20 protein-coding genes are annotated in these 23,285 nt (G+C 53.5%); 10 read left to right on the top strand and 10 right to left on the bottom strand.

All coding sequences use genetic code 11. From position 1 onward, the window contains the following. Positions 1 to 24: 24 nt before the first annotated feature. The 4 genes from ACL2XJ_RS00630 to ACL2XJ_RS00615 form a co-directional block, all read right to left on the bottom strand. On the bottom strand, positions 25 to 822 hold the full coding sequence (locus tag ACL2XJ_RS00630; RefSeq protein WP_132926348.1) for a DeoR/GlpR family DNA-binding transcription regulator: 798 nt from the start codon (positions 820 to 822) through the stop codon (positions 25 to 27). 196 nt (positions 823 to 1,018) lie between these two features. Continuing rightward, positions 1,019 to 1,990 carry an ABC transporter permease gene (locus tag ACL2XJ_RS00625; protein WP_413725341.1) on the bottom strand — a complete coding sequence of 324 codons (972 nt, stop codon included), beginning with the start codon at positions 1,988 to 1,990 and terminating at the stop codon, positions 1,019 to 1,021. Positions 1,991 to 2,006: 16 nt separating this feature from the next. Beyond that, on the bottom strand, positions 2,007 to 4,535 hold the full coding sequence (locus ACL2XJ_RS00620; protein WP_413725340.1) for an ATP-binding cassette domain-containing protein: 2,529 nt from the start codon (positions 4,533 to 4,535) through the stop codon (positions 2,007 to 2,009). Between the two features lie 49 nt (positions 4,536 to 4,584). Then, positions 4,585 to 5,628 carry a sugar ABC transporter substrate-binding protein gene (locus ACL2XJ_RS00615; RefSeq protein ID WP_132926354.1) on the bottom strand — a complete coding sequence of 348 codons (1,044 nt, stop codon included), beginning with the start codon at positions 5,626 to 5,628 and terminating at the stop codon, positions 4,585 to 4,587. Positions 5,629 to 6,071: 443 nt separating this feature from the next. On the opposite strand from ACL2XJ_RS00615, the gene ACL2XJ_RS00610 reads away from it, so the two are divergent. Both ACL2XJ_RS00610 and ACL2XJ_RS00605 read left to right on the top strand, forming a co-directional pair. Then, a complete protein-coding gene (locus tag ACL2XJ_RS00610) occupies positions 6,072 to 7,469 on the top strand; it encodes an NAD(P)/FAD-dependent oxidoreductase (protein WP_132928025.1) in 1,398 nt (465 codons plus the stop codon). Continuing rightward, positions 7,466 to 8,686, top strand: coding sequence for an FAD-dependent oxidoreductase (locus ACL2XJ_RS00605; RefSeq protein WP_413725339.1), 1,221 nt, complete (start codon positions 7,466 to 7,468; stop codon positions 8,684 to 8,686). The genes ACL2XJ_RS00610 and ACL2XJ_RS00605 overlap by 4 nt, the downstream gene beginning before the upstream one ends. Before the next feature lie 119 nt (positions 8,687 to 8,805). On the opposite strand, the gene ACL2XJ_RS00600 is transcribed toward ACL2XJ_RS00605, so the two are convergent. Beyond that, positions 8,806 to 10,245, bottom strand: a complete 1,440-nt coding sequence (locus tag ACL2XJ_RS00600) for an FGGY-family carbohydrate kinase (protein WP_413725338.1) — start codon at positions 10,243 to 10,245, stop codon at positions 8,806 to 8,808. 231 nt (positions 10,246 to 10,476) lie between these two features. Between ACL2XJ_RS00600 and ACL2XJ_RS00595 the strand changes: the two genes are divergently transcribed. Further along, positions 10,477 to 11,886 (top strand): FAD-binding oxidoreductase, encoded by a 1,410-nt coding sequence (locus ACL2XJ_RS00595; protein ID WP_413725337.1) that lies wholly within the window; start codon positions 10,477 to 10,479, stop codon positions 11,884 to 11,886. Then, positions 11,873 to 13,210 (top strand): (Fe-S)-binding protein, encoded by a 1,338-nt coding sequence (locus ACL2XJ_RS00590; protein ID WP_413725336.1) that lies wholly within the window; start codon positions 11,873 to 11,875, stop codon positions 13,208 to 13,210. The genes ACL2XJ_RS00595 and ACL2XJ_RS00590 overlap by 14 nt, the downstream gene beginning before the upstream one ends. Here ACL2XJ_RS00590 and ACL2XJ_RS00585 read toward each other — a convergent pair. Next, complete coding sequence (locus ACL2XJ_RS00585; protein ID WP_132926362.1) at positions 13,205 to 13,411, bottom strand: hypothetical protein; 207 nt, start codon at positions 13,409 to 13,411, stop codon at positions 13,205 to 13,207. The genes ACL2XJ_RS00590 and ACL2XJ_RS00585 overlap by 6 nt on opposite strands. Before the next feature lie 238 nt (positions 13,412 to 13,649). On the opposite strand from ACL2XJ_RS00585, the gene ACL2XJ_RS00580 reads away from it, so the two are divergent. Further along, positions 13,650 to 13,958 (top strand): hypothetical protein, encoded by a 309-nt coding sequence (locus ACL2XJ_RS00580; protein WP_413725335.1) that lies wholly within the window; start codon positions 13,650 to 13,652, stop codon positions 13,956 to 13,958. A gap of 120 nt (positions 13,959 to 14,078) precedes the next feature. On the opposite strand, the gene ACL2XJ_RS00575 is transcribed toward ACL2XJ_RS00580, so the two are convergent. Together ACL2XJ_RS00575 and ACL2XJ_RS00570 are read right to left on the bottom strand one after the other, a co-directional pair. Beyond that, positions 14,079 to 14,612, bottom strand: coding sequence for a hypothetical protein (locus tag ACL2XJ_RS00575; RefSeq protein WP_413725334.1), 534 nt, complete (start codon positions 14,610 to 14,612; stop codon positions 14,079 to 14,081). Between the two features lie 252 nt (positions 14,613 to 14,864). Further along, on the bottom strand, positions 14,865 to 15,956 hold the full coding sequence (locus ACL2XJ_RS00570; RefSeq protein ID WP_413725333.1) for a LacI family DNA-binding transcriptional regulator: 1,092 nt from the start codon (positions 15,954 to 15,956) through the stop codon (positions 14,865 to 14,867). 389 nt (positions 15,957 to 16,345) lie between these two features. Between ACL2XJ_RS00570 and ACL2XJ_RS00565 the strand changes: the two genes are divergently transcribed. From ACL2XJ_RS00565 to ACL2XJ_RS00545, 5 genes are all read left to right on the top strand, one after another. Further along, positions 16,346 to 17,089 (top strand): glucosamine-6-phosphate deaminase, encoded by a 744-nt coding sequence (locus ACL2XJ_RS00565; RefSeq protein ID WP_413725332.1) that lies wholly within the window; start codon positions 16,346 to 16,348, stop codon positions 17,087 to 17,089. Positions 17,090 to 17,138: 49 nt separating this feature from the next. Then, positions 17,139 to 18,317, top strand: coding sequence for an extracellular solute-binding protein (locus ACL2XJ_RS00560; RefSeq protein ID WP_132926372.1), 1,179 nt, complete (start codon positions 17,139 to 17,141; stop codon positions 18,315 to 18,317). Positions 18,318 to 18,391: 74 nt separating this feature from the next. Beyond that, complete coding sequence (locus tag ACL2XJ_RS00555) at positions 18,392 to 19,462, top strand: ABC transporter ATP-binding protein (protein WP_413725331.1); 1,071 nt, start codon at positions 18,392 to 18,394, stop codon at positions 19,460 to 19,462. Then, a complete protein-coding gene (locus ACL2XJ_RS00550; RefSeq protein WP_132926376.1) occupies positions 19,459 to 20,358 on the top strand; it encodes an ABC transporter permease in 900 nt (299 codons plus the stop codon). The genes ACL2XJ_RS00555 and ACL2XJ_RS00550 overlap by 4 nt, the downstream gene beginning before the upstream one ends. Before the next feature lie 23 nt (positions 20,359 to 20,381). Then, positions 20,382 to 21,221 carry an ABC transporter permease gene (locus tag ACL2XJ_RS00545; protein WP_132926378.1) on the top strand — a complete coding sequence of 280 codons (840 nt, stop codon included), beginning with the start codon at positions 20,382 to 20,384 and terminating at the stop codon, positions 21,219 to 21,221. Positions 21,222 to 21,397: 176 nt separating this feature from the next. On the opposite strand, the gene ACL2XJ_RS00540 is transcribed toward ACL2XJ_RS00545, so the two are convergent. After that, entirely contained in the window at positions 21,398 to 22,561 is a 1,164-nt protein-coding gene (locus ACL2XJ_RS00540; RefSeq protein ID WP_413725330.1) for a metallophosphoesterase, read from the bottom strand. 128 nt (positions 22,562 to 22,689) lie between these two features. After that, complete coding sequence (locus ACL2XJ_RS00535) at positions 22,690 to 23,232, bottom strand: chorismate mutase (protein ID WP_413725329.1); 543 nt, start codon at positions 23,230 to 23,232, stop codon at positions 22,690 to 22,692. Between the last annotated feature and the right edge of the window lie 53 nt (positions 23,233 to 23,285).

Here is a 23,285-nt window from a genome sequence, read left to right as displayed (position 1 = left end):
CGGCGGTCAATCTACGGATTACCTTTAATCGATTGCATTGCTGAGTCTCATCCCTTCTGCAGAAACAATACATTCGATGCCGGCATCTTGCAGCGCATTATAGAACGCTTTACCCGGCAAACGGTCCGTGACCAACCGATGAATATCTTTCAATGAACAGAGTGTGAACAGGGCCGAGCGGCCTATTTTGCTGTGATCGGCCAGTACCGTAACCTGTTTTGCCTGAGCGATCATCGCACGCGCGATCTCGGCTTCTTCCAGGTCATAGTCCATGACGCCATTTTCATCCATAGCCCCCACGGTAATCACGGCATCCGACACATGAAACATGGAAATTTGCGCTACGGCAAGCGGGCCAAGGTTTTCCGCCGCATCTTCACGATATTGGCCGCCAATCAAGTACACTTTATGGTTTCCGCTGCTTCGCGCCAGTACTTGCGTAATAGAAACCGAGTTGGTGATAATCGTCAATTCCTTGGCATTGACCGCCAATTCACGGGCGAACGCAAGGGTCGTTGTCCCGGTATCAATGAATATTGAATCATTTTTGTGAAATAACGAGGTTGCCGCGAGGGCAATTGCGCGTTTTTCCTGTGCGTTTTCACTCAGGCGCGCGCTGAACTCGCCTTCCTGCAGCGTATTATCCAGTATTGCCGCCCCGCCATGGAATTTGCGAAGTTGCCCTATGTTTGCCAGATCGGTCAGATCGCGCCGGATGGTTTCCTTTGAAGCACTCAAATGCTCAGCCAAAAAGTCCACGGTGAGTTTATGATGTTCACTAAGTAGTTCTATTATCGCCAAGCGCCTTTGCTCTGGTCGCATCACCCTTCATCTCCACGTTGAAAGAGAAACCCGCATGGTTACATAGCGTTATTCACTCTGACTGAACGGCAAAGAGAGTACGCATGGTATAAAAAATGTCAATCAGGCCAGCGGGCCTTGATTGATAAAATGGATGACCAATGGGGCAATTGGCTCATTAATGGATGTTATATCATGCCGGCGCTCTGGTCTTGCGTCACACCGCCTGTTTCCTTTTTTGGCGAATCAGGCTCAGGCCTTGATCGAGGAGAAGAATACAGATGATTATCAGCCCCTTGTATAAGTCGAGGCTCGACGGATCTATTCCCAGAATACGTAGTGCGGCGGTTAAAAGGCTGATTATCAATGCGCCGCATATTACCCCGGCCACCATGCCCCGGCCGCCGAAAAGGCTGGTCCCGCCTATTACCGCCGCGGCTATGGCGTCCAGTAAGAGACTGATGCCGCCGACATTGGGGTTCACAACCGGAATTCGCGCGATAACCACTGTCGCCGTGAAGAAAACAAGTACCGATGAGACCAGGAAAACACACACTTTTTGCCCCCGCACCGAAATTCCCGCCAGTACTGCGCGCTCGGCTGACGAGCCTATGGCATAGGTTTTCAAGCCAAAGGCCGTTCGTTTCGCCAGCCACCAGCACAGTGCTGCGATGATGATAACAAACAGCACGGTGGGCGGGAGAATATAAGCGGACGTAAAGGCGCCAAAACGGCGAAGCAAAGGATTCAATACCAGGATAGTGCCGGTCTTTGCCACCATTAGCGTTGCGCCTTGCAGGATAAGCGTAGTCACCAGCGTAGCGATAAATGAGGGCAGTTTAAGGATAGCGACCATCAATCCGTTTATAAGCCCGAAAAAGAGACAAGAAAATAGTCCGACGGCCAAAGACGGCGCTAATCCATATCCCGAGGACAATAACGTACCCATGGTGACGGCGCTGAATGACACCAGGTTACCCGCGGACAAATCAATTTCACCTACTAGCAGGATCCAGAACATTGCCAGCCCCAATAAAGCAACCGAGGTGGCCTGTAACACGATAATATTCAGGTTGTTAACAGAAACTATCCGGCTGTCGACGCCGCCAAATATCACTAACAGCAACGCCAGCAAAAGCAGGGGGGCGAAATCCAATCCCCATCTGAGCAGTGAACGTTGGTTGATCATGGTTTGACTCCCGGGATTAGACATATTTAAACGCCAATTTCATGACTTGTTCTTCCGTCGCGCCGCGTGGCAGCTGTCCGGCAATGCGTCCTGCGCTTAAAACCACAATTCTGTCCGCGACGCCAAGCGCTTCAGGCAATTCACTTGAAACCATCAATATTCCCATTCCCTGCTGTTTTAACCCGGCAATAAGGCTGTGAATTTCGAATTTTGCTCCGACATCGACGCCATTTGTCGGCTCATCAAGCAGCAGCAGATGAGGTGCGGTCGCCAGCCATTTACCAATCACGATTTTTTGCTGGTTGCCCCCCGAGAGGCTACCCGCCAGGGTCTCGGGGTTGGCCGGACGAACGCCCAACTTGGCGATCATGCTTTTTGCCAGTTCCGCGATATTGCTTCTCGCCAGGATCCCCGCACGGCTGTTATGCCAGATCCAGCGCAGGGCAATGTTATCCTCCAGAGACATGGTGCTGATAAACCCTTCTTTATGGCGATCTTCAGGTACATACGCAACGCCCAGCCGGCTGGCCATCCACGCATTGCCTGACAACAATTCTTTTCCCTGAAGAGAGACTGTTCCGTGATTAAATATCTCCTGCCCGGAGATACATCGCAGTAATTCGGTCCGCCCGCTCCCCATCAAACCGGTCAAGGCAACCAACTCCCCTTGTTTTACTTCCAGATTGATATCCAGCAATAAGCCGCCGGCTGAGAGATTAGTGACCTGGAGCAGTGATTCACCAAGCTCGGCCTTGCTCCAGGGAAAGACGTTGCCGATATCCCGTCCTACCATCATATTGATCAGGGCTGATTCGCTGGTGGCAGGGATTGCGGCTTCTCCTGCATGTTTACCATCGCGTAATACCACCGCCCGGCTGGCCAGCGTGTAAATTTCCTGCATCTTGTGGGAGATATAAAGCACGCTGCAGTTGCGTTTGATTAAACGCTCAATAAGCAGGTAAAGCTGGTCACGCTCCGGGTTGGTCAGGGCACTGGTGGGTTCATCCATCACAATCAACCACGCATCAGCCATCATGGCTTTTGCCACTTCAACCATTTGACACTGGCCGATGGTGAGGTTGGCCACTTTAGCATCCGGGCTGATGCCCAGCTGTAGCTCATCAATCAGCATTTTTGCACGGTTGCGCATTAACTTGCGGTTAAGCGCCACGCCAAAACGCTTAGGAAGATGAGCTTGAGCCAATGCGAGATTTTCCGCTACGCTAAGCTCCGGAATGAGACTGAAATGTTGATGAATAATCGAGATTCCTGCCCGCCGGCTGTCGGCGGGCGAAGCCAGTATGACGTGCTGCCCATCCAGCCACAGGCTCCCCTCTTCGGGTTGATGAATGCCCGAGAGCACTTTAACCAATGTGGATTTACCGGCGCCGTTTTCGCCTACCAGGGCAACCACCTCGCCGCTGCGAAGGTTCATGGATACCTCAGAGAGCGCCTTTACCCCGGGGAAAATTTTTGAGATCCCTTTGAGCTCCAGTACGCGCTGGCCGGTTTCCGGCTCGACGCGCGGAAAGTGGCTACGGGTACCGCGGTCAAACAGTCTGCTCACTTTCCAGCCATGGAAAGTCTCTCGCTGGCTCAACAAAACGGCGATCAGCACGAAGCCGCCGGTGAAAAAATAGTTAACTTGCTGGGACACCTGGAGAAAAGAGAGTCCGGTATTTACAACGCCTAGCAGCAAGGCGCCCAGGGCTGTGCCGAGGATCGACCCTTTCCCGCCGGCCAGACGGGCGCCACCGATAATAGCCGCGGTAATTGCGGAGAATTCCAGTCCGATACCCGCCAGTGGTTGCGCTGATCCGACGCGTCCGGTTGTCAGCAATGCCCCCAAACCGGCACTCGCCCCGGCCAGAACATAAATTAATGTACGTACCTTGCGTACCGGAATCAATGAGGCCTTTGCCGCGTCTTCGTTGCCGCCGGTTGCATATAGCCAGCGGCCGAATATTGTGCGGTTAAGCAGGAATAGCCACAATAATGCCAGCACCACGGCAACGACCAGGCTAACGGGCACCCCCGCTATATCTGTACTGCCAAACCAAAGATAGAGGGGGGAATCAATAGAGATGGATTGAGAGCCGGAAAAGCTGAGTGCGACCCCGCGCGCAAAGGCATACACGGCCAACGTCGTCACGAAAGGACTGATATTGATATAGCTAATCAACACACCGTTCAAAAGGCCGAATACCGCCCCAATCAGAACCACGGCAATGATTGCCATCCAACCCGGCATTCCCGTGGACTGCATAACCAATGCCGCCAAAATTCCGCTGGCGGCAAGGACGCTGCCGACAGAAATATCGATACCCTTGCAGATGATCACGGCAGTCATGGCATATGCCACCGTAGCGATAACGGCGGTCTGTTGCCCGATATTCAATAAATTGGCCGGGGAGAGGTAGTCAGGCGTCGCAACGCCGAATACAGCGACGGAAAAAAGAATAATGGCGAAGAGCACCATTTCCTGCTTAATGGTTTTACGTTTTTCTTTCGACTTCATTGCCACGTTCACGCTGTTTTCCGACATGATTTTACTCCCAAAGCCCGGGCCGCAGCGCCGGGCTAACAGGCAGTGCTTACTGAGCGGCTACGGTCATCGCCGAGTCCGGCTTGGACGGCGACATCTCGTTCCGGTAATCCTTAGCGACGACTTCTGCTTTGGCTGGAGTGATATAAGGGAAATTCATCCCCTTCGCTTTAAGCTCAGCCGCCGTTTTATCGGATGTCACAAAATAGGTCGGCATATGAAGATCAGTATCATATTTGGCGCCTTTGGCAATGCGCGCTGCAACCGCGATATTCCAGTACCCTACACGGTAAGCCCCGTTCAGCACATCAATGACATTGGAACCGTCCGCCACATAAGGGAACATCTCAGGATCCCCCTCATAACTGGCAAACGCGATTTTGCGTCCGTTGGCATCAACAACCGCTTTTGCCGCTACGCAAATGGAATCAGCGAAGCAGCCGATTCCCTTAAGGTCAGGATAGGTAGAGAGCCAGGTTTGTACGGCATCAGAGGAGCGGGAACTGTCCCAGTTCGTCGCTTCGACGCCCACCAGTTTAATACCGGGGAACTCTTTGCTCATGACATCGCGGAAGGCTTTCTCGCGGGTATCGGAAACATAGTTGCCTTTTCCGCCGATTAACAACGCGACCTCTCCCTTGCCTTCAAGTTTATTGCCCAATGCACGGGCAACGGTGCTCATATTGGAGTAATCGGGATAAAGCGTATTGTAATTCCAATTCCCGTCCACTTTATTGCCCATGGCAATGACGGGAATATTTTTTGCTTTTGCTTTTTGTACCGCCGCCGCAATCGCAGCGCGATCCAACGGATCGACGAGAATCACGTCAACGCCCTGGTTCACGAAGTTCTCAATGTTGGAAATCTCTTTTTCCAGGCTGCCTTCGGAACCTTGCCAAATAGTTTTAACGCCGTAGTCTTTTGCCGCTTCATCGCCTGCTTGACGCATACGGACAAAAAACGAGTTTTGCAGGTCTATGGCCACAATGCCGACCACCGGTGTTTTTTTATCTGCTGCAAAGCTCGCAGGTGCTATCGCAGAGGCTAAGGCAACAAGCAAAGCACTCACTACCAATGTCTTTGTTTTTAACATTTTCAACTATTCCTTTTCACTCCTAACACCTAAGTTTGCAGTCAAAAGCCTGATTTTACATGGCAATTGGCATGCACGGGAATCAATTAATACGACCGAACAGTAATATATTAGTTACCGAACGGTCAATTTCTTTTGCAATTTTGTGACAAATAAATGCAATAATTTGTTCATTAAACATTCGGAAAGTGCTTTTAATCCGGGTTGAGACTGGCGAGTAGATGAATATGCTGTTTGTGTGGATTTATTCACGCCTTATGACCGAACGGTCATTTTTCATATTGATTTTGGTCAATTGCTGGCGTAGGTTTTTAGCACTCACTTATCTTCCCGGCCATTCAAACGGTCAGGGGTGTGACGCATTTTCTGATCGTTTTGTTTACAAAATGCCATGGATTGTCGAAGTTCGTTTTAGCGTGTTAAGTGAAGGTGGAAATAAAGTCATGACACAATCAAACAGTTCCGCAGACGTGATTGTTATCGGTGGAGGCGTGGTGGGATGTGCCGTATTCCGGCGCTTTTGTCTAATGGGGGCCAGAGCGGTGCTGCTGGAAAAAGGCGGGGATATTCTCTCCGGCGCCAGCAAGGCCAACAGCGCTTTGCTGCATACCGGATTTGATGCTCCGCCGGACAGCCTGGAGCTAGCCTGCATGCAGGCCGGCTACCGGGAATACCTTGCTATCCATCAGAAAATGAACCTGCCGCTGCTGGAAACGGGAGCGATAGTGATTGCCTGGAATGACGAACAGTTTGCGGCTTTAGCCGGAATTGTGAAGGTGGCGCATCAGAACGGGGTAATGGATGTTAGGCAGATTGATAGCCAAGAAATATATCAACGTGAACCCCACCTTTCACCCGGCGCAATGGGCGGGGTCATTGTTCCCGGCGAAAGTGTTATTGATCCCTGGAGCACGCCATTGGCTTACCTGGTACAAGGCGTCAAACACGGTGGCCGGTATCATTTCAACTGTGGGGTCAGACATGCCGGTTTTAACGACGGCCAGTGGACTTTGGAAACGGCGAAGGGCACATTCAACGCGCGGCTGGTAATCAACTGCGCGGGTAATCATGGCGACCATGTTGATGCAATGTGGCGCGAACCTGAATTTGAAATCCGTCCGCGTAAAGGTCAGTTTCTGGTTTACGACAAGCCCGCCGCGGAAAAAATCACAGCGATCATTTTGCCGGTCCCCACCGCAATCACGAAAGGGGTTTTATTGTCAAAGACCATCTTTGGCAATCTTATCCTGGGGCCGACGGCGGAAGAACAAACCGATCGCGATAAAGCTGAAGTCGATGAAGAAAAGCTAAAAGAGCTGATGGAGAAAGGTTGCCGGCTGCTGCCCAGCCTGGCGGATTATAGCGTAACGGCGACCTACGCCGGTTTACGTCCCGCTACCGAAAAGAAAGAATATCGCATACTCGATTATCCTGAAAAACAGTGGATTACCGCGGGTGGGATTCGTTCTACCGGGCTGACTTCCGCACTGGGGATTGCCGCCCATATTGAATCCCTCTATAGGCAGAATTTTGCGCCTTTGTTTGCGCTTAATCCCCCAGGACAACTTTTCTGGCCCACCATGCCTATGCTGTCCGAATACCAGCCAAGGGATTACGCCTGCCCGGGCAACGGTGGGATTGTCTGCCACTGCGAACTGGTTACCCGCAGGGAGATAGAGGCGGCATTTGACTCTGATATTCCTCCTGAATGTATCGGGGGACTTCGTCGCCGAACGCGCGTCATGATGGGACGATGTAATGGGTTTTTCTGTAGTAATCATGTGGCCGAGATAGTTGGGAACCGTTTGGATAACTCGCTGGTCGTTGGACATATAGAATGAAAAAAAACTACAAGGTGATTATTATCGGTGCCGGCCCGGCGGGGTTGGCCGCTGCCAGAGCATTAAAGGACGCGGGTGTCCAAGATTTGCTGTTGATTGAGCGTGAGAGCCAGGCGGGCGGGGTGCCGCGGCATTGCCAACATCCCACGTTCGGACTCCTGACCTATTTTCGGCCAATGAAAGGGAATACCTGGATAAAGAAGATTCTGCAGCCGGTCAAGGAGATCCCCCTGCGAACCGACACCACGGTTATCAGTATCCGGCCCGGGGGTTTCGTTGATATTTCGTCGGATAACGGTTTAGAAACGCTTCAGGCAAAGAGAGTGATTATCGCGACGGGCGTACGTGAAACGCCGCGACATGCGCGACTGATAAGCGGTCTTCGTCCGCAGGGGGTGCTGACGGCCGGTGCATTACAGCAGTTTATCTATTTGCGTAAGCTCAAACCAGGAAACCGCTCGGTCATCGTCGGCAGCGAACTGGTCAGTTTTTCTGCGCTTTGGACCTTATACCGCGCAGGTATCAAGCCTGTGGCGCTAGTGGATGAGCATCCCCGTCCTGTTGCCTTTCGCCTTAGTACGTTATTGGCCCATTTACTGAGAGTGCCCGTTCATTTTAACACTCGGGTCAGTCATATCTGTGGCAGTGAACGTGTTGAGGGTATGGACATTACCGATAAGCGCGGCAAAACAGTAAGGCTGGACTGCGACAGCGTCATTTTCACCGGCAAATTCGTTGGGGAATATACCCTGATTCTTAAAAGTCATTTGCAGCATGATAAAAAAACCGGCCGTCCTCTTTTTGATCAGCATGGTTGCTGTTCTGATCGCGACTTTTATGCGGTAGGGAATATGACGCATCCGGCAGATATGGGCGACCAATGCTATCAGGAAGGCTTGCAAGTAGGCAAAGCCGTGGCCCTGGCTCTGCAGGAAGAGCAGCCGACACAAACGGATAACCCGGTGTTGCCCATTGAACATCAGGATATTATCCGGATGTCGGCCCCGGCCGTCATCCGTCTGGGCGGCGAAGATAAAACGGCGACGCTGAACATCAGGGTTTCGCGGCCCGTCAGCGGTGAGGTTGTGGTACGCGACGGGCAACGGGAGCTGTACCGCCGGCGTCATCGCTGCATGCCGGAGCGCCGGATTCTGCTGAAAAATATCAATATTACTCACTTGACCTCAGACAGCACGCTGTCCATTTCAATTGAGTGAACCTGTGCCGGAAAAATGAGCAGATATATACCCTAAAACGACGAGCTGCGGGAAAGCCAACCTTGTGACCATAAAACCCGCAGCGGGAAGTTTTACGGGTATATCCCTTGTCCTTCATGTTAAGCGCGTAAATTGCGGGAGCGGGAAATGATGTCCAAATAGCGAGTATAAAAAGGTTGTAAATCATTACGTTGCGGCGTGATGACCTCATGATTACCGTTTATCTTGAACGCGTCATGATTTCCCAAGCCTTTTTGCGCGAGCAATGCCACGCCTTGCGCCGTCATTTCGCGGTTAACGGGGGAAACAATGTGTTTTTGAATCAGGTCAGAAAGGAATTGCTTAAAATACCGGTTCGATGAGAGCCCGCCGTCAACCGTGATGCTATCCCCTATCGGCTGCACCTTGTCCATGGCATTAATCACTTCCGCTGAGCGGACGGCAATCCCTTCTAGAATCGATTGAAGCATGTCTTTGCGCTCGGTTTCCAGGGAGAGCCCGGCCCACAGCCCTGCGGCAGAACGATCCCAGTATGGGCAGCCAAGGCCGGACAAAGCAGGCACAAACGCTAAACCGCGAGCGATGGCAGGCTGATTTGGAAAGTCAGAAAAATCTTCAATATCGGTGAACAGGCCGATTTTCCGCGCCCAGTTAATTGCCGAGGCTGCGTTATATACGCCGCCATCCAAACCATACACCGGCTCTTCTCCCGGCAGCTTCCAGCATAACGTAGGTAATAGCCCTGAATTTGCCGCATCGGGCACTGCATTACCGGTGATCGACTGCAAAAAGGCGCCGGTACCGAAGGTGATTTTCATCTGTCCGGGAGAGCGGCAGCCATGTCCATAGGTACCGGCAAATTGATCAACAATACAAGCCGTGAGAGGGGCGGTCTTTCCCGCCAGCGTCACATCACCAAAATACCCGATATTATCTTTAACGGCGGGCAGGGCTTCGATGGGAACGCCAAACAGCCGGCAAAGCGCGTCATCCCACTGCAGGGTTCTGATATTAAACAGCGAGGTCCGGGAAGCGGAGTTGTAATCCGTTGCGTGCGTGCCGCAAAGATGAAACAGGAAAAAAGCATCCATTGTCCCAAGACGCAACCGCCCATTACGGGCGAGTTTTTTCGCGTCCGGCACATTACGCATAATCCAGCCCATCTTACTGGCAGAAAAGTAGGTATCTAAAGGCAGCCCTGTTTTCTCACGAACCATCGCTTCCGCGCCATCCTCTTTCAACTGTCGGATGACCGATTCAGTACGCTGATCCTGCCAGACAATGGCATTGTATAACGGTAAACCACTTTGGGCATCCCATGCCACGATGCTCTCGCCCTGGTGCGCGAGGCCGATGGCATCCACCACGTTACAATCGCTGAGGCACAGACGGATATTGCCCAGGATCTCCATTGGATCATGTTCGACCCAGCCGGAATCGGGGGTAATTTGTTTATGGGCGATTGCGGCAGGGGAATGGTGCGTGCCGTCTTCTGAAAAAACGATGACTCGCGTACCTGTGGTTCCCTGGTCGATGGCAGCATAACGCTGATTGGGCATTAAAAATCTCGCGGCAGTAAGTTGACGGGTTTATGTTGTTATTAAGACTGATTTATTGTGATTTCACCACTTTTTCGTTAAAAAAACGCTTAAGGCACAATTAGGTATTTCAGATCCATAGGCCCCCTTTTTTTCTTTTCATTGTATTTAGCGTTATCGATCACATTCGCAAACAGTGAATCGGCCAACAATCTTTCAACCCTGAAATTCAAAGCGCTAATGGATTGATGTATGTTGGACGAAATTATCATTAACCAACTCCAAGCTATTGTAGGGAAAGATAATGTATTGATTGGCAGCGTTAATTTGACGACGTATAGCTATGATGCCACTGCCGATGTGCCCCATGCCATGCCTGAAGTGATTGTCATGCCTACCAGCACGGCGCAAGTGCGAAAGGTGGTGCAATTGGCCGCCTGGAAAAGTATTGCCATCTACCCGCGCGGCGCGGGAACCAATTTGAGCGGCGGAACCATTCCTCTTGACCATGGGATAGTCCTGTCGTTGCAAAAAATGGATCAGATTCTTGAAATCGATGCGGAGAATCTTACCGCCACCGTGCAGCCCGGCGTTGTCATCCAGGATCTTAACAATGCCATTGCGCCCTTTGGGCTGATGTATCCCCCCGATCCGGGCACCGTCACCACCGCCACCATGGGGGGCTCGGTGGCGGAAAACTCGGGGGGACTGCGCGGCTTGAAATATGGCGTCACCAAACATTATGTCATGGGCATGGAAGTCGTCCAGGCCAATGGCAACAGCGTGCGTTTTGGCGGTAAAACGGTGAAAAACGTCACTGCTTATGATTTTTCCAGCCTCTTTGTTGGTTCTGAAGGCACGCTGGGCATCATTGTTGAAATAACCTGCAAATTACTCCCCGAGCCGAAATTTCATAAAGCGATGCTGGCCGCCTTCAATATCATGGAAGACGCCGGTAAAACGGTTTCCGATATTATCAAGGCGCAGGTTATTCCCGCTACCCTGGAAATTATGGATAACATGACCATCCGTACGGTGGAGGATTTTGCCCATGTCGGACTGCCCACGGACGCCGCGGCGCTGCTATTGATTGAGGTTGATGGCATGGCCGAACTGGTGGTGGCGCAAGAAGCCGACGCGGTGATAAGGATTGTCGAAGAAAACCACGGTAGCTTGCATATTGCCAATTCAGATGAAGAGCGCGACAACCTCTGGTCCGCCCGACGGGCGGCATTGCCGGCGCTGGCGTCACTTAACAATACGGTGGTATTGGAAGACGCCACCGTGCCGCGCAGTCGTGTCACCGACATGCTGCTTGCGCTGGCGGAGATCGGGCGCAAGTACCGGCTGGTGCTCGGCACCTTTGGCCATGCCGGCGACGGGAATCTGCATCCCACCATCCTCGCCGATAAATATAACGCTGACGAGATGTCCCGGGTGCATCAGGCCGTCGAGGAGATCTTTGCCACCGCCCTGAAATTAGGCGGCACCTTATCGGGGGAACACGGCATAGGCATCGCCAAAATGCGTTTTCTAGGCAATGAGATTGGTGACTCTGGTCTCGAGCTCATGCAAGCCATTAAAAACGCCCTGGACCCCACCCATATGTTAAATCCCGGCAAGCTCATTCCCAGGGAAGAGAAGACTCATGTTTCCCGTTGAAAAGTCAATCCCGGTCCGGACCGTATACGACGACCTGGCGGCAATCCAGACTGAACTGGATAAGTGTATGCACTGTGGTTTCTGCATGGCCGTTTGTCCAATCTATAAAACCACTAAAACCGAATCCGGCGTGGCGAGGGGCAAGATAGGCGTTGCTGAAGCCGTCATGGCCGGCAATTTGCAGATTGATGATCAAGACGTCGTCGATATGCTGTTCAACTGCCTGGTGTGCAAGTCCTGTATGCAAACTTGTCCCACCAAGGTTGATTTTGGCCGAATCATTCTGGCGCTGCGGTGTGCCGTGGTGCGAGAGAAGGGATTGCCCTGGGCCAAAAAGGCGATATTCAGCACCCTGAAACATCAGGGGGTATTTGATCTGGGCATGAAAACCGGCGCGCGGCTCAGCGGCTTGTTATTTCGCCAGGCCGGGCAACAGGCCATCGCCCCCCGCGCGTCGCTGGCATTGCTGGGAAAATCGGCAGGGTTTGATCAAAACCGGCGGCTGCCGGCGTTAGCCAAAAAGCCCCTGCGGGATCGCCTGCCTGATGTCCTCCCGGTGGAAAATCCTGTTGCCAGGGTGGCTTTTTTTACCGGGTGTTCGTTTAATTATTTGTACCCCGAGGTAGGTGAAGATCTGGTGTCGGTTTTGCAGGAAAATAACATAGCGGTGGTGATTCCCCGGGATCAGGGATGCTGTGGCGTGCCCGTTCTGGTTCATGGCGATATAGAATCCATTCGCCGGCTTGGCAGAAAGAATATTGACGCGATGGACAACAGCGGCGTTGATTATATCGTGACCGGCTGCGGTTCCTGCGGGGGGGCCTGGCAACATGATTATCCGGAAATATTCAGGCAAGATCCGGTGTATGGGCCGAGGGCGGATTTTTGGCGCAGCCGTACCTATGATATTTCCACGCTGCTGACTGACGTCATCGGCTATCGCATTCCTCAAGGCCAGGTGAATGCCGTCATGACCTATCACGATCCCTGCCACCTGAAAAAAGTGATGAAGGTTTTCCGTGAACCCAGGGAGATACTGAAAAATATACCCGGTGTGATATTCAAGGAAATGGCCAGGGCCGACGCCTGCTGCGGCAGCGGCGGTTCGTATGTGCTAACGCATTTCAAAACATCGGTAGCCATCGCCGAAAGAAAAATCAACGATGTCAATCAAACCGCCGCGGATACTATTACCACCGGCTGCCCGGCCTGCATGATGCAATTATCCGATAACGTACATCGCTTCGGTCGCCGGCAAAAAGTCAGGCATTATATTTCTATTCTTGCCGAATCGTACCGCAAAGAGAAAGAGGCGGGGTTATAGCAATCGGTTGATTCTGCCTAACGCTAAGGTAGCGGCAACTTTTACTTCTTTTACAACGTCATTGGAAAGCAGCAAAAGGCGCTCTAAAATCTCAGGCTCGGGGTCTGCCGATTCAGCTAAAGCCTGAATGGCGGCAATTTTTACTTCCCTGATATTGTCGTTTGTTAATGCTATTAACCTTTTTTTTACGTCTGGCAACATATCAACTCTCCTGTTGGTAAAATTCAACGAGCAGACTTTATTTTATAGTTAGGAAAAAATAGGGCAAAACCGGACCTGGGGGAGCCTTCAATAGCAATTCCTCGCCGATCGTGTCAAATCGAACATTTCCCTAAAGCATTGGCGTGTGTTCCAACGCATCCACAATGCCACTGTGCGTCGCTACAGTAAGCCTCCGGGAAATGTAAAACTGCGCGCTAGTGCGCAAAAGGAAGCGCACATGGCGCGAATTGAAGGTTTCGTATTCGAGGAAGTGGCAGTTAAAGCCGGAGGGGCTACAAATCCATGCCGAATCCCCTGCCTGGCCTGCCGGCTTAACCATGGTGCGGCACGCGAAAACGCGCGCCCTTGGCCAATTGGCCTAGCCTGGAATCCGAAGATAAAGGATGTGCTGCGGGATAAATTTTTGCAGATGGCGGCAACTGCAATTCTTCCCAGGCAGGGCAATGCGCATTCATTTAATCGGAATCACACAAAGTCTTTTTGGACTACTACATATGGCAGTCCATATTATCCATATAAAAATTAATCAAAAAGCCAGCGGTATTAAATTTCGTTAGCAGATGAGGCTACTGATATAAAAGGCAATGATATGCCTAACATATTCAAATGTATTTAATTGATTAGCTTATATAATGTCAAACTGATTTTACCACTTCATTTTACCTTTTAATTTTTTCAACCCATCTTGTGCTTGTTTGCCAATTTTCTTACCCGCCTTATCTGCTTGATCAAAAACACGGTCTCTCTCTCTTCTCAACTTTTGTTCAAGGGATAAAGCTTTTTCTTCCTCAGTCTCAATGCCGATATCCTGCTGTAATCGATCCTTCAGTGATTTCAACGAATCCTCTAATTTACTCTCTTCTTGGAGGATATAGGGAGTATTGCTAAGACCTAAATCAAATTCTACTTTTATATCTCGGCAGGGACGAGAAGCTTGTTGTATTAACTCCTCAACCTCTTGCGGATTACTTACGCTCATGAGCGAAGAGTTAATTTTCTCAAGATTATCATTGGAAAAATGAATGAAATTCTTAATTCCGGCCTTATCGGTATGATTGCTCACGGATTCCAAATTGGAGATAAGCGCTGCAAATCTTTTGGGTAAATTGCTGTTGTGGCTGATGATAGTGCTATCTTGGCCTGGCGCAATGTTACTAGTGGTACAATTATTAATATCCATAATGTCATTTCCCGGAAGCTAAGTAATTCATAAAAATAACAGGGTTAGATTAAATGAATGGTAAATAAACTTCGCTTTTTGGACACGAAACATATAAACATGATCAATGAAAACATTATTTTAAAAATAAATGAAAGAGTTTAATAATATGGTTTATGGGCACATTATTCAGCGAGACAAATTAACTGTGCCGCTGAAATTTATATAAGATAAGCGTCCGGTAAACCGGACGTACCCATTTTGCCGCCGGTGTTACTGCTGCGGGACGGTGGTGAATGCCGAATCGCCATCTTCAGCGCTGTGGGCTTCCCCCTCCGCCACCGGAGCGCAGGAGTCTCGCCGGATGAACTGGGTCGGCATCATCAGCCGGCGGGATTCCAGTTCGGGATTGGCGATGCGCTCCAACAGCAGTTCCGCCATATGCCGTCCCATTTGCTCGGGGAACTCCCGGATGGTGGTCAGGCTGGGGTAGAGCAAGTCCCCCACCGTATCGTTGCAGCCCACCACGCTGATGTTTTCCGGGATGCGCAGGCCCTGTTCCCGCAGCCCCTTATAGACGCCACAGGCGGTGGAGTCGTTGCCGGCGAAGATGGCAGATACGGGTTCGCCGGTGGAGAGCAGGTATTTTGTGCCCAGATAGCCGATTTCGGTGTCATCTTCCGAATCGATACTGCTCAGCCTGGGGGTGAGCGACGCCTCTTCCATGACCCGGCAATATCCTTCGTGATAGCGGGCAAACCAGGGCAGGCGGGTATTGCCCACAAACCAGATATCCCGATGGCCCAGGCTGATAAGATAGCGGGTCACGTCTTCGCCGCCGCGCATCTCATCGGAGAAAACCACGTCGTTCTTCAGGGTGGGAAATTCCCCGAGGATATTGCTGCCGAGCACCACATAGCTGATGTTCTTTTGCTCCAGCAACTCGATGAGATTCGGCGAGGGATTTCCCGCCAGAATGACGCCGCGCACCATCTCCCGGCGCTGTAACAGCTTGGGCAGATGCAGCTCCCGCGAGGTGGCGTTGGGGGGATAGGACAGGGAAACAAAAAACAGATCCCAGCCATGGGCGGCGCAATAGGATTCGGCGCCCGCCAGGATGCAGGCGTGAAAAGGCGGCAGCATTGTCCGGTTACTGAGAAGAAAGACCAGGGCGCCGGACTTGGACGGCTGTGGGGTGTCGATATTGAGCCGGTCGGCCGCGTCCAAAACCTGTTTGCGCATAGCCGGGTCGACGCGGGCATTGCCGTTCAATACCCGTGACACCGTGGCGATACTGACGTTTGCCTCGGCAGCGATTTCACGAAGGCCGGGACCGCCGTGTTTAGACTTACGCGTTTTTGTCATGGCTCTGGGTCCTGTATTGCCGTTTTTCCCGATAGGTGATGATATGCGGGAAGATTGCGTTTTGAGAAAGATTACTTAGCGTGAAAGTAAATTGCAAACGCAAACTTAAGCTAAAGTTATTCCCTTCATTGCAGTAAAGCTGTACTTCACAGTGAGCGTTATAATCCGTCATCCCATTGATACGCCGGTATTCTCCCGTTAACCCTCAGACCGTTAATGAAATTTAAGATCGCTATAGCATAAGAAGGTTATACACAACTGCATGTAAATTTACTGGCTATGATAAGAAAAACGTATCTATAACGAGTAATTTTACCATTGACGCTTTTTCTCCTCGATTGTACCTTGGTTTAAAATTCATACAGCCAGTCCTGCCCGAAGAGGAGCGAATGATTAAAATTCATAAATTTGCCGACAAGGTACAAACCGCCGGCGCGGCTGCATCGGCCGGAGCGGCGGCAATCGTCGCGGCCATCGGGAAAAGCGGCAGGGCGAACATTGTCTTGGCCACCGGCGCCAGTCAGTTTGAAATGATCGAGGCGCTTATCGGGCACGAGGAGATTGACTGGTCCCGGGTCACCGCCTTCCATCTTGATGAATATATCGGTATGCCGCAAACGCATCCCGCCAGCTTTCGCCGCTATCTCCAGGAGCGTTTTGTCTCCAGGCTGCCGACGCTTGGGGCTTTTCACTTCATCCGGGGCGATGCGGCGGATGTGGAGGAAGAACTGCAGCGCATCGGCGGCCTGCTGGATAAACATCCCATCGATGTCATGTTCGCCGGCATCGGCGAGAACGGCCATCTCGCCTTCAACGACCCGCCGGCTGATTTCACCTCCACGGTGGCTTATAAGGTGGTGGACCTGGATGAACGCTGTCGCCGGCAGCAGTTTGGCGAGGGCTGGTTCGCCACCCTTGAGGAGGTCCCCCTGCGGGCCATCTCAATGACGGTGCAACGCATTATGGCCAGCAAGGCGGTGATCCTCACGGTGCCGGACGAACGCAAGGCCGAGGCGGTGCGCGGCGTTGTGGAGGGGCCGGTGATCAATGCATGTCCCGCATCCATTTTGCAGCAGCATGATAATTGTCAACTGTTCCTTGATGGTCCCGCGGCAAGCCGGCTGACCCGCTAACCCTGGGAAACGAAGAACCTGAGTTAACACTGATTAAAGGAGTGGAGTCGTGAAAAAAAGCAGCATTGCCCTTTGCCGTCTGGCCGCACTGGCGGCTACCGTGGTTCTCTCGTCTCTCGCCGGTTCGTTTCAGGCTTTCGCGGAACCCGTTACCATTAACGTTATCGATGTGGCCGGCGACCTGCAGATAAGCCAGCCCGCGTTCGATAAATTCAAGGCCGAGCATCCCGAACTGGTGAAGAACTTTGTCTTCACGCAGGCCACGGCTCCCGAACTGGCCGGCAAGCTGAAGGCGCAGCAGGATGCCGGACGGGTGGACATCGACTTTGTCCTTACCGGCAACGATGCCCTTGCCGCCGGGATGGGACAAGGGTTGTGGATGCAGATTCTGCCACAATACCAGAGCATGTTTCCGAACATGGAGCAGCTCTATCTCCCTGGTGCCTACCTGATGCAGAAAATGGCCCGGGGGCAAGCGTTTGTGGTGGATTGGACGCCGTCCGGCCCGCTGCTTGAGTACGCGCCGGATCGGGTGAAGAATATGCCGGACACGGCGGAAAAACTGCTGTCCTGGTGCAAGGCCAATCCCGGCAAATTCATGTATGCCCGGCCGTCCAATTCCGGCCCGGGCAGGACCTTTGTGATGGGTCTGCCCTATTTGCTCAAAGACAAGGACCCCCTGGATCCGGTCCACGGCTGGGACAAGACCTGGGCCTATCTCAAGCAGCTTGACGGCTGCATTGAATACTACCCCGGCGGCACCACGGCAACCATGAAGGAGCTGGCGGAGGGCACCCGCGATATCATCGCCTCCACGGGAGGCTGGGACATCAATCCCCGCTATTTGGGCATCGTGCCGGCGGAGTATAAGGTCGGCACCCTGAAGGGATTCCATTGGGTGGGAGATGCCAATTACATGGCCATACCCAAGGGGATCGCGAAAGAAAAACTGGATGTAGTGCTGCAATTAATGGCCTTTATCCTGAAACCCGAACAACAGGCCTTTATGTACGATCACGGCTATATGTATCCCGGTCCGTCCATCAAGGGCGTCACCCTGGATATGGCTCCGGCCGACAGCCAGGAGACGATCAAGACCTTCGGGCGGCCTGAATACGCCGGGCTTATCGCCAACAACCCCACCGAGCCGCCCCTGGACGCCAAGCAACTGGTGGCCATGTTCGATAAGTGGGATCGCGACATCGGCGCGGCAAAGATGCAGAAATAGGGAATAGGCGGAAGATGGCGGGCCTGGCTGCGGCCCGCTCTTTTGATACCGAACTCAGGCTGAGGCAGTGAACAATGGCAATAACATCACGGGATTTTCGCGAACTGCGCCTGGAGCATATCAGCCGCGCCTTCGGCAGCCATAATGCGCTGCGGGACGTGACGCTGACGGTAAAGCGCGGGGAGTTCATTGCGCTGCTCGGTCCGTCGGGCTGCGGTAAATCCACCGCCCTGAATTGTCTGGCGGGCCTGTTGTCCCTGAGCGGGGGCGGCATTTGGCTCGATGATCGCCGTATCGACATGCTCAAGCCGGAGGACCGCGGCTTTGGCATGGTGTTTCAGAACTATGCGCTGTTCCCGCACATGACTGTCCGGCGCAACGTGAGCTTCGGCCTGCAAATGCAGGGAGTGGCTAAAGCCAAAATGGATCTTAAGGTGGAGGAATCCCTGAACGTGGTCAGGCTGGCGCAGCAGGCCGATAAATTGCCGGCCCAGCTCTCCGGCGGGCAGCAGCAGCGCGTAGCCATTGCGCGCGCCATCGCGGTGGAGCCGCCGCTGGTGCTTATGGATGAACCCCTTTCAAACCTGGATGCCAAGCTGCGGCTCGAAATGCGCGGCGAAATCCGCCGTATACACCGTTTGCTGGGTTCCGCCACCATTTACGTGACGCACGATCAGGACGAGGCCCTGTCCCTCGCCGACCGGATCGTCGTGCTGCGCGATGGCGGCGTGCGCCAGATCGGTACGCCGCACGATCTCTACAATCGGCCGGCCCATCTTGATGTGGCGGAGTTTATGGGATTTCGCAACGCGCTGCCCGCGCGGATCCTGCGCAAGCAGGGGGATGACGTAGAAATGTCACTCTCGGGCGCAACCCTATGGGGCCGGGGGATGGATGCCACGGACGCGGGAGAGGTGGTGGCCGCCATTCGTCCTTCCGACCTGGTTCCGATGCCGGAGGGTGCTATCGGCGCGATCGTGACCGGAATGGAGTATTCCGGCGAGAATTTTCTCGGATCCGGCCGGACCGCTGACGGATACGAGGTCTTTTTCCGGGCGCGGGACGCTATGGCCCCGGGTGCGACGGTGCGCTTGGGGGCGCCCGCCGATCGTGTGCTGGTTTACCCACGGGAGAACGTGCAATGAAGCCGGCCGGCGCTGAAACCCTGTACACCCAGCGAAGCCGCAGGCTGGCGGACTATGGTTTTGACGGCGTGACGCTGCTGATTTTGCCGGCAGCGCTGTTCCTGCTGCTGCTTTTTATCTATCCGTTTCTCTATGGACTGGTGCATTCCTTTATGCCCAAGAGCGGGCAATGGTATGCCAACTACGCCAAATTTTTTTCCGATCCCTATATTTATCAGACGATTTGGCTGACCCTGCAACTCGCATTCCCCGTCACGCTGGTGAACGTGGCGCTGTCGGTGCCCATCGCCATGCGGGTGCGGCTGATGCGCCATCAGCGGGTGCTGACCACCATTCTGGTGATTCCCATCACCCTCGGCACCGTACTGGTGGCCGACGGCCTGCTGAACTACCTTGGGCCGCAGGGCTGGTTTAACCGGGTGCTGGTCACCGTGGGACTTATCGATCATCCGGTGCGCCTGGTCCACAACTATACCGGTGTCTTCCTGTCCCTGATCATCACCGGCTTCCCCTTCACCTTCCTGCTGGCCCTGTCGATGATTTCCGGTATCGACCCGGCCCTGGAACAGGCGGCCGCCACCCTCGGCGCCCGGGCGCGCCAGCGTTTCCGGCATGTGATCCTGCCGCTTATCCTGCCCGGCCTGGCGGTTATCTTCTGCCTGTCTTTTGTGGATGCATTTTCGGTCTTCCCCTCCGCCGTTATCCTGGGGGCGCCGGCGGGGGAGACGCGGGTGATCTCCATTGCGGCCGCGCAGGCGGCGTTCGAGCAGTACGACTACTCCTTCGCATCGGCTATCGCCATGATCATGGCTGTCGTCCAATTTGTTATCGTCGGCATCATTCTCACGGCGCGCAGCCTGTTTTATAAAGGGCCCGCGGGTGGGGGCAAGGGATAAACCATGAACCTGGAAAAGCTGCTATGAACCTGGAAACTACCCTGGACAGGCTGTGGAAGATTGCCATCTGGGCCTTTGTGGCCTTTTTTATCCTTAATCTGCTGGCGCTTATCGCCACCGTGGTGGTGAATTCATTCGGCACCCGTTGGTTCGGCACCTGGCTCCCGGCCGGCTTCACGTTCCGCTGGTACTTTTCCGCCTGGCGGGAGTTTCAGTTGGGGGACGTGCTGGTGACGACGTTCCAGATCGTCGGCACGGTGGTTGTGCTGTCGGCGCTGATCGGCGTGCCTGCCGCCTACGGGCTGGCACGGCGGAACTTCCCCGGCAAATCGCTGGTGATGGCGCTGTTCCTGTTGCCGCTGCTGGTGCCGCCCATCACCTTCGGCATTCCCCTCGCGACTTTACTCTATCGCCTGGGTCTGGCGGGCACCATGAACGGCGTTATTCTGGCCAATCTCGTGCCCACCGTGCCTTTTGTCGTGGTGCTGATGATACCGTTTATCGAGCAGATCGATCCGCGCATCGAGGCGGCGGCCCATGTCTTCGGCGCCAATACGGGCAAGCTTTTCATTCATGTGCTGATTCCCATGCTGTTGCCAGGCATCCTGGCGGCAACCCTGCTGTCCCTGGTGAGGACTATCTCCATGTTTGAACTGACCTTCCTCACCGCCGGCCCCAGCAGCCAGACGCTGGTGGTATCACTTTATTATTCCGTTTTCGCCGCCGGGGTGAGGGCCGGACAATCCATTGACGCCATGGCCGTTATCTACACCGTGAGTTCGCTTATCTGGCTGATTGTGGCGCTGCGCTTCGTCAACCCGACGCAGATCGTGGCGCGGGCGCGCAAAAGCCCGACCCTGTAAAGGCATGAATATATCGACAGGCTGCTTGTGACACGACGCGGCCGTGGGGTATGGCGAACGGCCGGCGTCGCCGGACGTTCAGACTGCTGACAAACGTACTTGGAGTCGATCTGGCAGCTTGCCCCGGCAGGGCGCTTTGTCAAGAAGCGCAACGTCCGGCATTGCGGCCATTGCGGTTAAACCGCGGGTTGATCCGCCACCAGACGCAAAAGCGTGACTTCAGACGGCGCGGCCAGCCGTACCGGCGGCCCCCAGTAGCCCGTGCCGCGGCTGGTGTATACCCAAAGATCGTTAAGTTTGCCCAGCCCGTGCACAAAAGGCTGCTGAAACCGAATGAAGAACATCCACGGCAGGAACTGGCCGCCGTGGGTGTGGCCGGATAATTGCAGCGTAAAGCCTGCCTCCGATGCGGCGGCCGCGCTGCGCGGCTGATGGGCCAGCAGCAGCCGGAACGGGATGTCCCTCGGGGCGCCTTGTATGGCTTTCGCCGGGGAACTCATGTGCGCCGGGTCTACGTTGCCCGCGTTATAATCCGTTACGCCGGCAACGACAGCATGCGCGCCGTCGTGGTTCACCACCACATGCTCGTTCATCAACACCCGGAAACCCAGCCGGCGAAACTCAACGATCCATTCATCCGCGCCGGAATAATATTCATGATTTCCGGTGACGAAAAAGGTGCCGTGCCTGGCCGATAACGCGCCGAGGGGCTGCGCATCAGCCGCCAGCCGGGGCACCGTGCCGTCGACCACATCGCCGGTGACGGCAATCAGATCCGCCTTGAGCCCATTCACCGTGGCGACGATTTTCTCCACATAGCCGCGTTTGATGGTGGGGCCGATATGGATGTCGGTGATTTGCACAATCTTGAAGCCATGCAGCGCCGCCGCCAATCCCGGGATAGGGACATCGATAATCTTCACCGGCGCGTTTCGGCGCGCGTAATAGACGCCCAGCAACGTGAGCAGTACGGCCAACGCCGGCACGCAGAGCGCGCTCACGGAGATGAAATCGTAAGGGGTTGACGCTATGCCCCGCAGGCGGTTCACGACGTAAAGCAGCAGCAGGATATCGCGCAATACGGTCAGCACCAGCAGCGACGAGAACAAGCCTATGGCGAGATAGCCTATCCAAGCCAGCAGGTCCGACAGCGGCTGTTTTTTGATAGTGCGCGCGGCCATGCCCAGCGGGATCAGAAAAACGGACACAACCAGCAGCAGTCCTCCCAGCCATTTGTACGGGGCGCCCACCGGCAGGTCAGAAATGAGCCGCACGCCGATATACACATGCAAAAGAGTAATGATGCTGATAAGGCGAATGAAAAATGCGGAGCGAAGCATAGGTGATTTAACCTTAAAAGATATCCTGGTAAGAGTTTATGTGCCCTGACTGCCCCTGGAATCACGGACACTCCCTTGTTGTGGCCGCGCACCGGTGGGCACATTGCTGGATGGAAAGGCAGTGTTTTCTATGTTCTACGCTTGATCAGGGACAATGCGTTAACCAGGTGAGACTTGTCTGCATCGCTTAAATTAGGCGCATTCAATAAGCCAGAAATTTCCGACTTATCCTGTTCGCTAAAACGACCGACAAGTAATCGCTGGCCGATGGAATTCAGTATCACCTTGTCTTGGTCAGAAATCGCCTTCCTGACATCATCAAGGTTTTTAGGTCGCCAGTTCTGCTCAGGGCTGGATAACCAATCAGCAAGGTAACGGTATTGAATAGCCTTTGCAACATCCATCTGTGCCTGTATAAACGGCACCACAGACTGTGGATCCAGACCTGTGTCCCTCGCTTCTTCCTGTGCCAAAGCGACAACTTTTTGTTCCCTGACTAAATCTTCAACCGGTAAATGGTGTTCTGCCTTGTAACCTGCTACATCTTTCATTATGAGCATGCGCTCATTCAAGGCCGACGATAGAGGTAAAATTGGATTAGCCAAGACCGGGCCGGCAAAAACCGCGCCGGCTAGAAACAAAGATGACAATAACAATACGATACGACGCATCACTTCCTCAACGACGGTTCATAAAAAGAGAGAGTATAATCAGGATATTGCTG

The sequence above is a fragment of the Sodalis sp. RH16 genome, assembly GCF_047324245.1.
Lineage (GTDB): Bacteria > Pseudomonadota > Gammaproteobacteria > Enterobacterales > Enterobacteriaceae > Acerihabitans > Acerihabitans ligni.
The sequence above is the reverse complement of the archived record's forward strand: the minus strand, read 5'-3'. Positions and strand labels throughout refer to the sequence as shown.

What these genes read in the sequence shown, in the direction of transcription:
- ACL2XJ_RS00540 (WP_413725330.1), bottom strand. Translation starts at nt 22,561, where the DNA reads ATGCTTCGCTCCGCATTTTTCATTCGCCTTATCAGCATCATTACTCTT.
- ACL2XJ_RS00595 (WP_413725337.1), top strand. Translation starts at nt 10,477, where the DNA reads ATGTTGGACGAAATTATCATTAACCAACTCCAAGCTATTGTAGGGAAA.
- ACL2XJ_RS00585 (WP_132926362.1), bottom strand. Translation starts at nt 13,411, where the DNA reads ATGTTGCCAGACGTAAAAAAAAGGTTAATAGCATTAACAAACGACAAT.
- ACL2XJ_RS00565 (WP_413725332.1), top strand. Translation starts at nt 16,346, where the DNA reads ATGATTAAAATTCATAAATTTGCCGACAAGGTACAAACCGCCGGCGCG.
- ACL2XJ_RS00600 (WP_413725338.1), bottom strand. Translation starts at nt 10,245, where the DNA reads ATGCCCAATCAGCGTTATGCTGCCATCGACCAGGGAACCACAGGTACG.
- ACL2XJ_RS00575 (WP_413725334.1), bottom strand. Translation starts at nt 14,612, where the DNA reads ATGGATATTAATAATTGTACCACTAGTAACATTGCGCCAGGCCAAGAT.
- ACL2XJ_RS00625 (WP_413725341.1), bottom strand. Translation starts at nt 1,990, where the DNA reads ATGATCAACCAACGTTCACTGCTCAGATGGGGATTGGATTTCGCCCCC.
- ACL2XJ_RS00620 (WP_413725340.1), bottom strand. Translation starts at nt 4,535, where the DNA reads ATGTCGGAAAACAGCGTGAACGTGGCAATGAAGTCGAAAGAAAAACGT.
- ACL2XJ_RS00580 (WP_413725335.1), top strand. Translation starts at nt 13,650, where the DNA reads ATGGCGCGAATTGAAGGTTTCGTATTCGAGGAAGTGGCAGTTAAAGCC.
- ACL2XJ_RS00590 (WP_413725336.1), top strand. Translation starts at nt 11,873, where the DNA reads ATGTTTCCCGTTGAAAAGTCAATCCCGGTCCGGACCGTATACGACGAC.
- ACL2XJ_RS00610 (WP_132928025.1), top strand. Translation starts at nt 6,072, where the DNA reads ATGACACAATCAAACAGTTCCGCAGACGTGATTGTTATCGGTGGAGGC.
- ACL2XJ_RS00630 (WP_132926348.1), bottom strand. Translation starts at nt 822, where the DNA reads ATGCGACCAGAGCAAAGGCGCTTGGCGATAATAGAACTACTTAGTGAA.
- ACL2XJ_RS00535 (WP_413725329.1), bottom strand. Translation starts at nt 23,232, where the DNA reads ATGCGTCGTATCGTATTGTTATTGTCATCTTTGTTTCTAGCCGGCGCG.
- ACL2XJ_RS00615 (WP_132926354.1), bottom strand. Translation starts at nt 5,628, where the DNA reads ATGTTAAAAACAAAGACATTGGTAGTGAGTGCTTTGCTTGTTGCCTTA.
- ACL2XJ_RS00555 (WP_413725331.1), top strand. Translation starts at nt 18,392, where the DNA reads ATGGCAATAACATCACGGGATTTTCGCGAACTGCGCCTGGAGCATATC.
- ACL2XJ_RS00550 (WP_132926376.1), top strand. Translation starts at nt 19,459, where the DNA reads ATGAAGCCGGCCGGCGCTGAAACCCTGTACACCCAGCGAAGCCGCAGG.
- ACL2XJ_RS00570 (WP_413725333.1), bottom strand. Translation starts at nt 15,956, where the DNA reads ATGACAAAAACGCGTAAGTCTAAACACGGCGGTCCCGGCCTTCGTGAA.
- ACL2XJ_RS00545 (WP_132926378.1), top strand. Translation starts at nt 20,382, where the DNA reads ATGAACCTGGAAACTACCCTGGACAGGCTGTGGAAGATTGCCATCTGG.
- ACL2XJ_RS00605 (WP_413725339.1), top strand. Translation starts at nt 7,466, where the DNA reads ATGAAAAAAAACTACAAGGTGATTATTATCGGTGCCGGCCCGGCGGGG.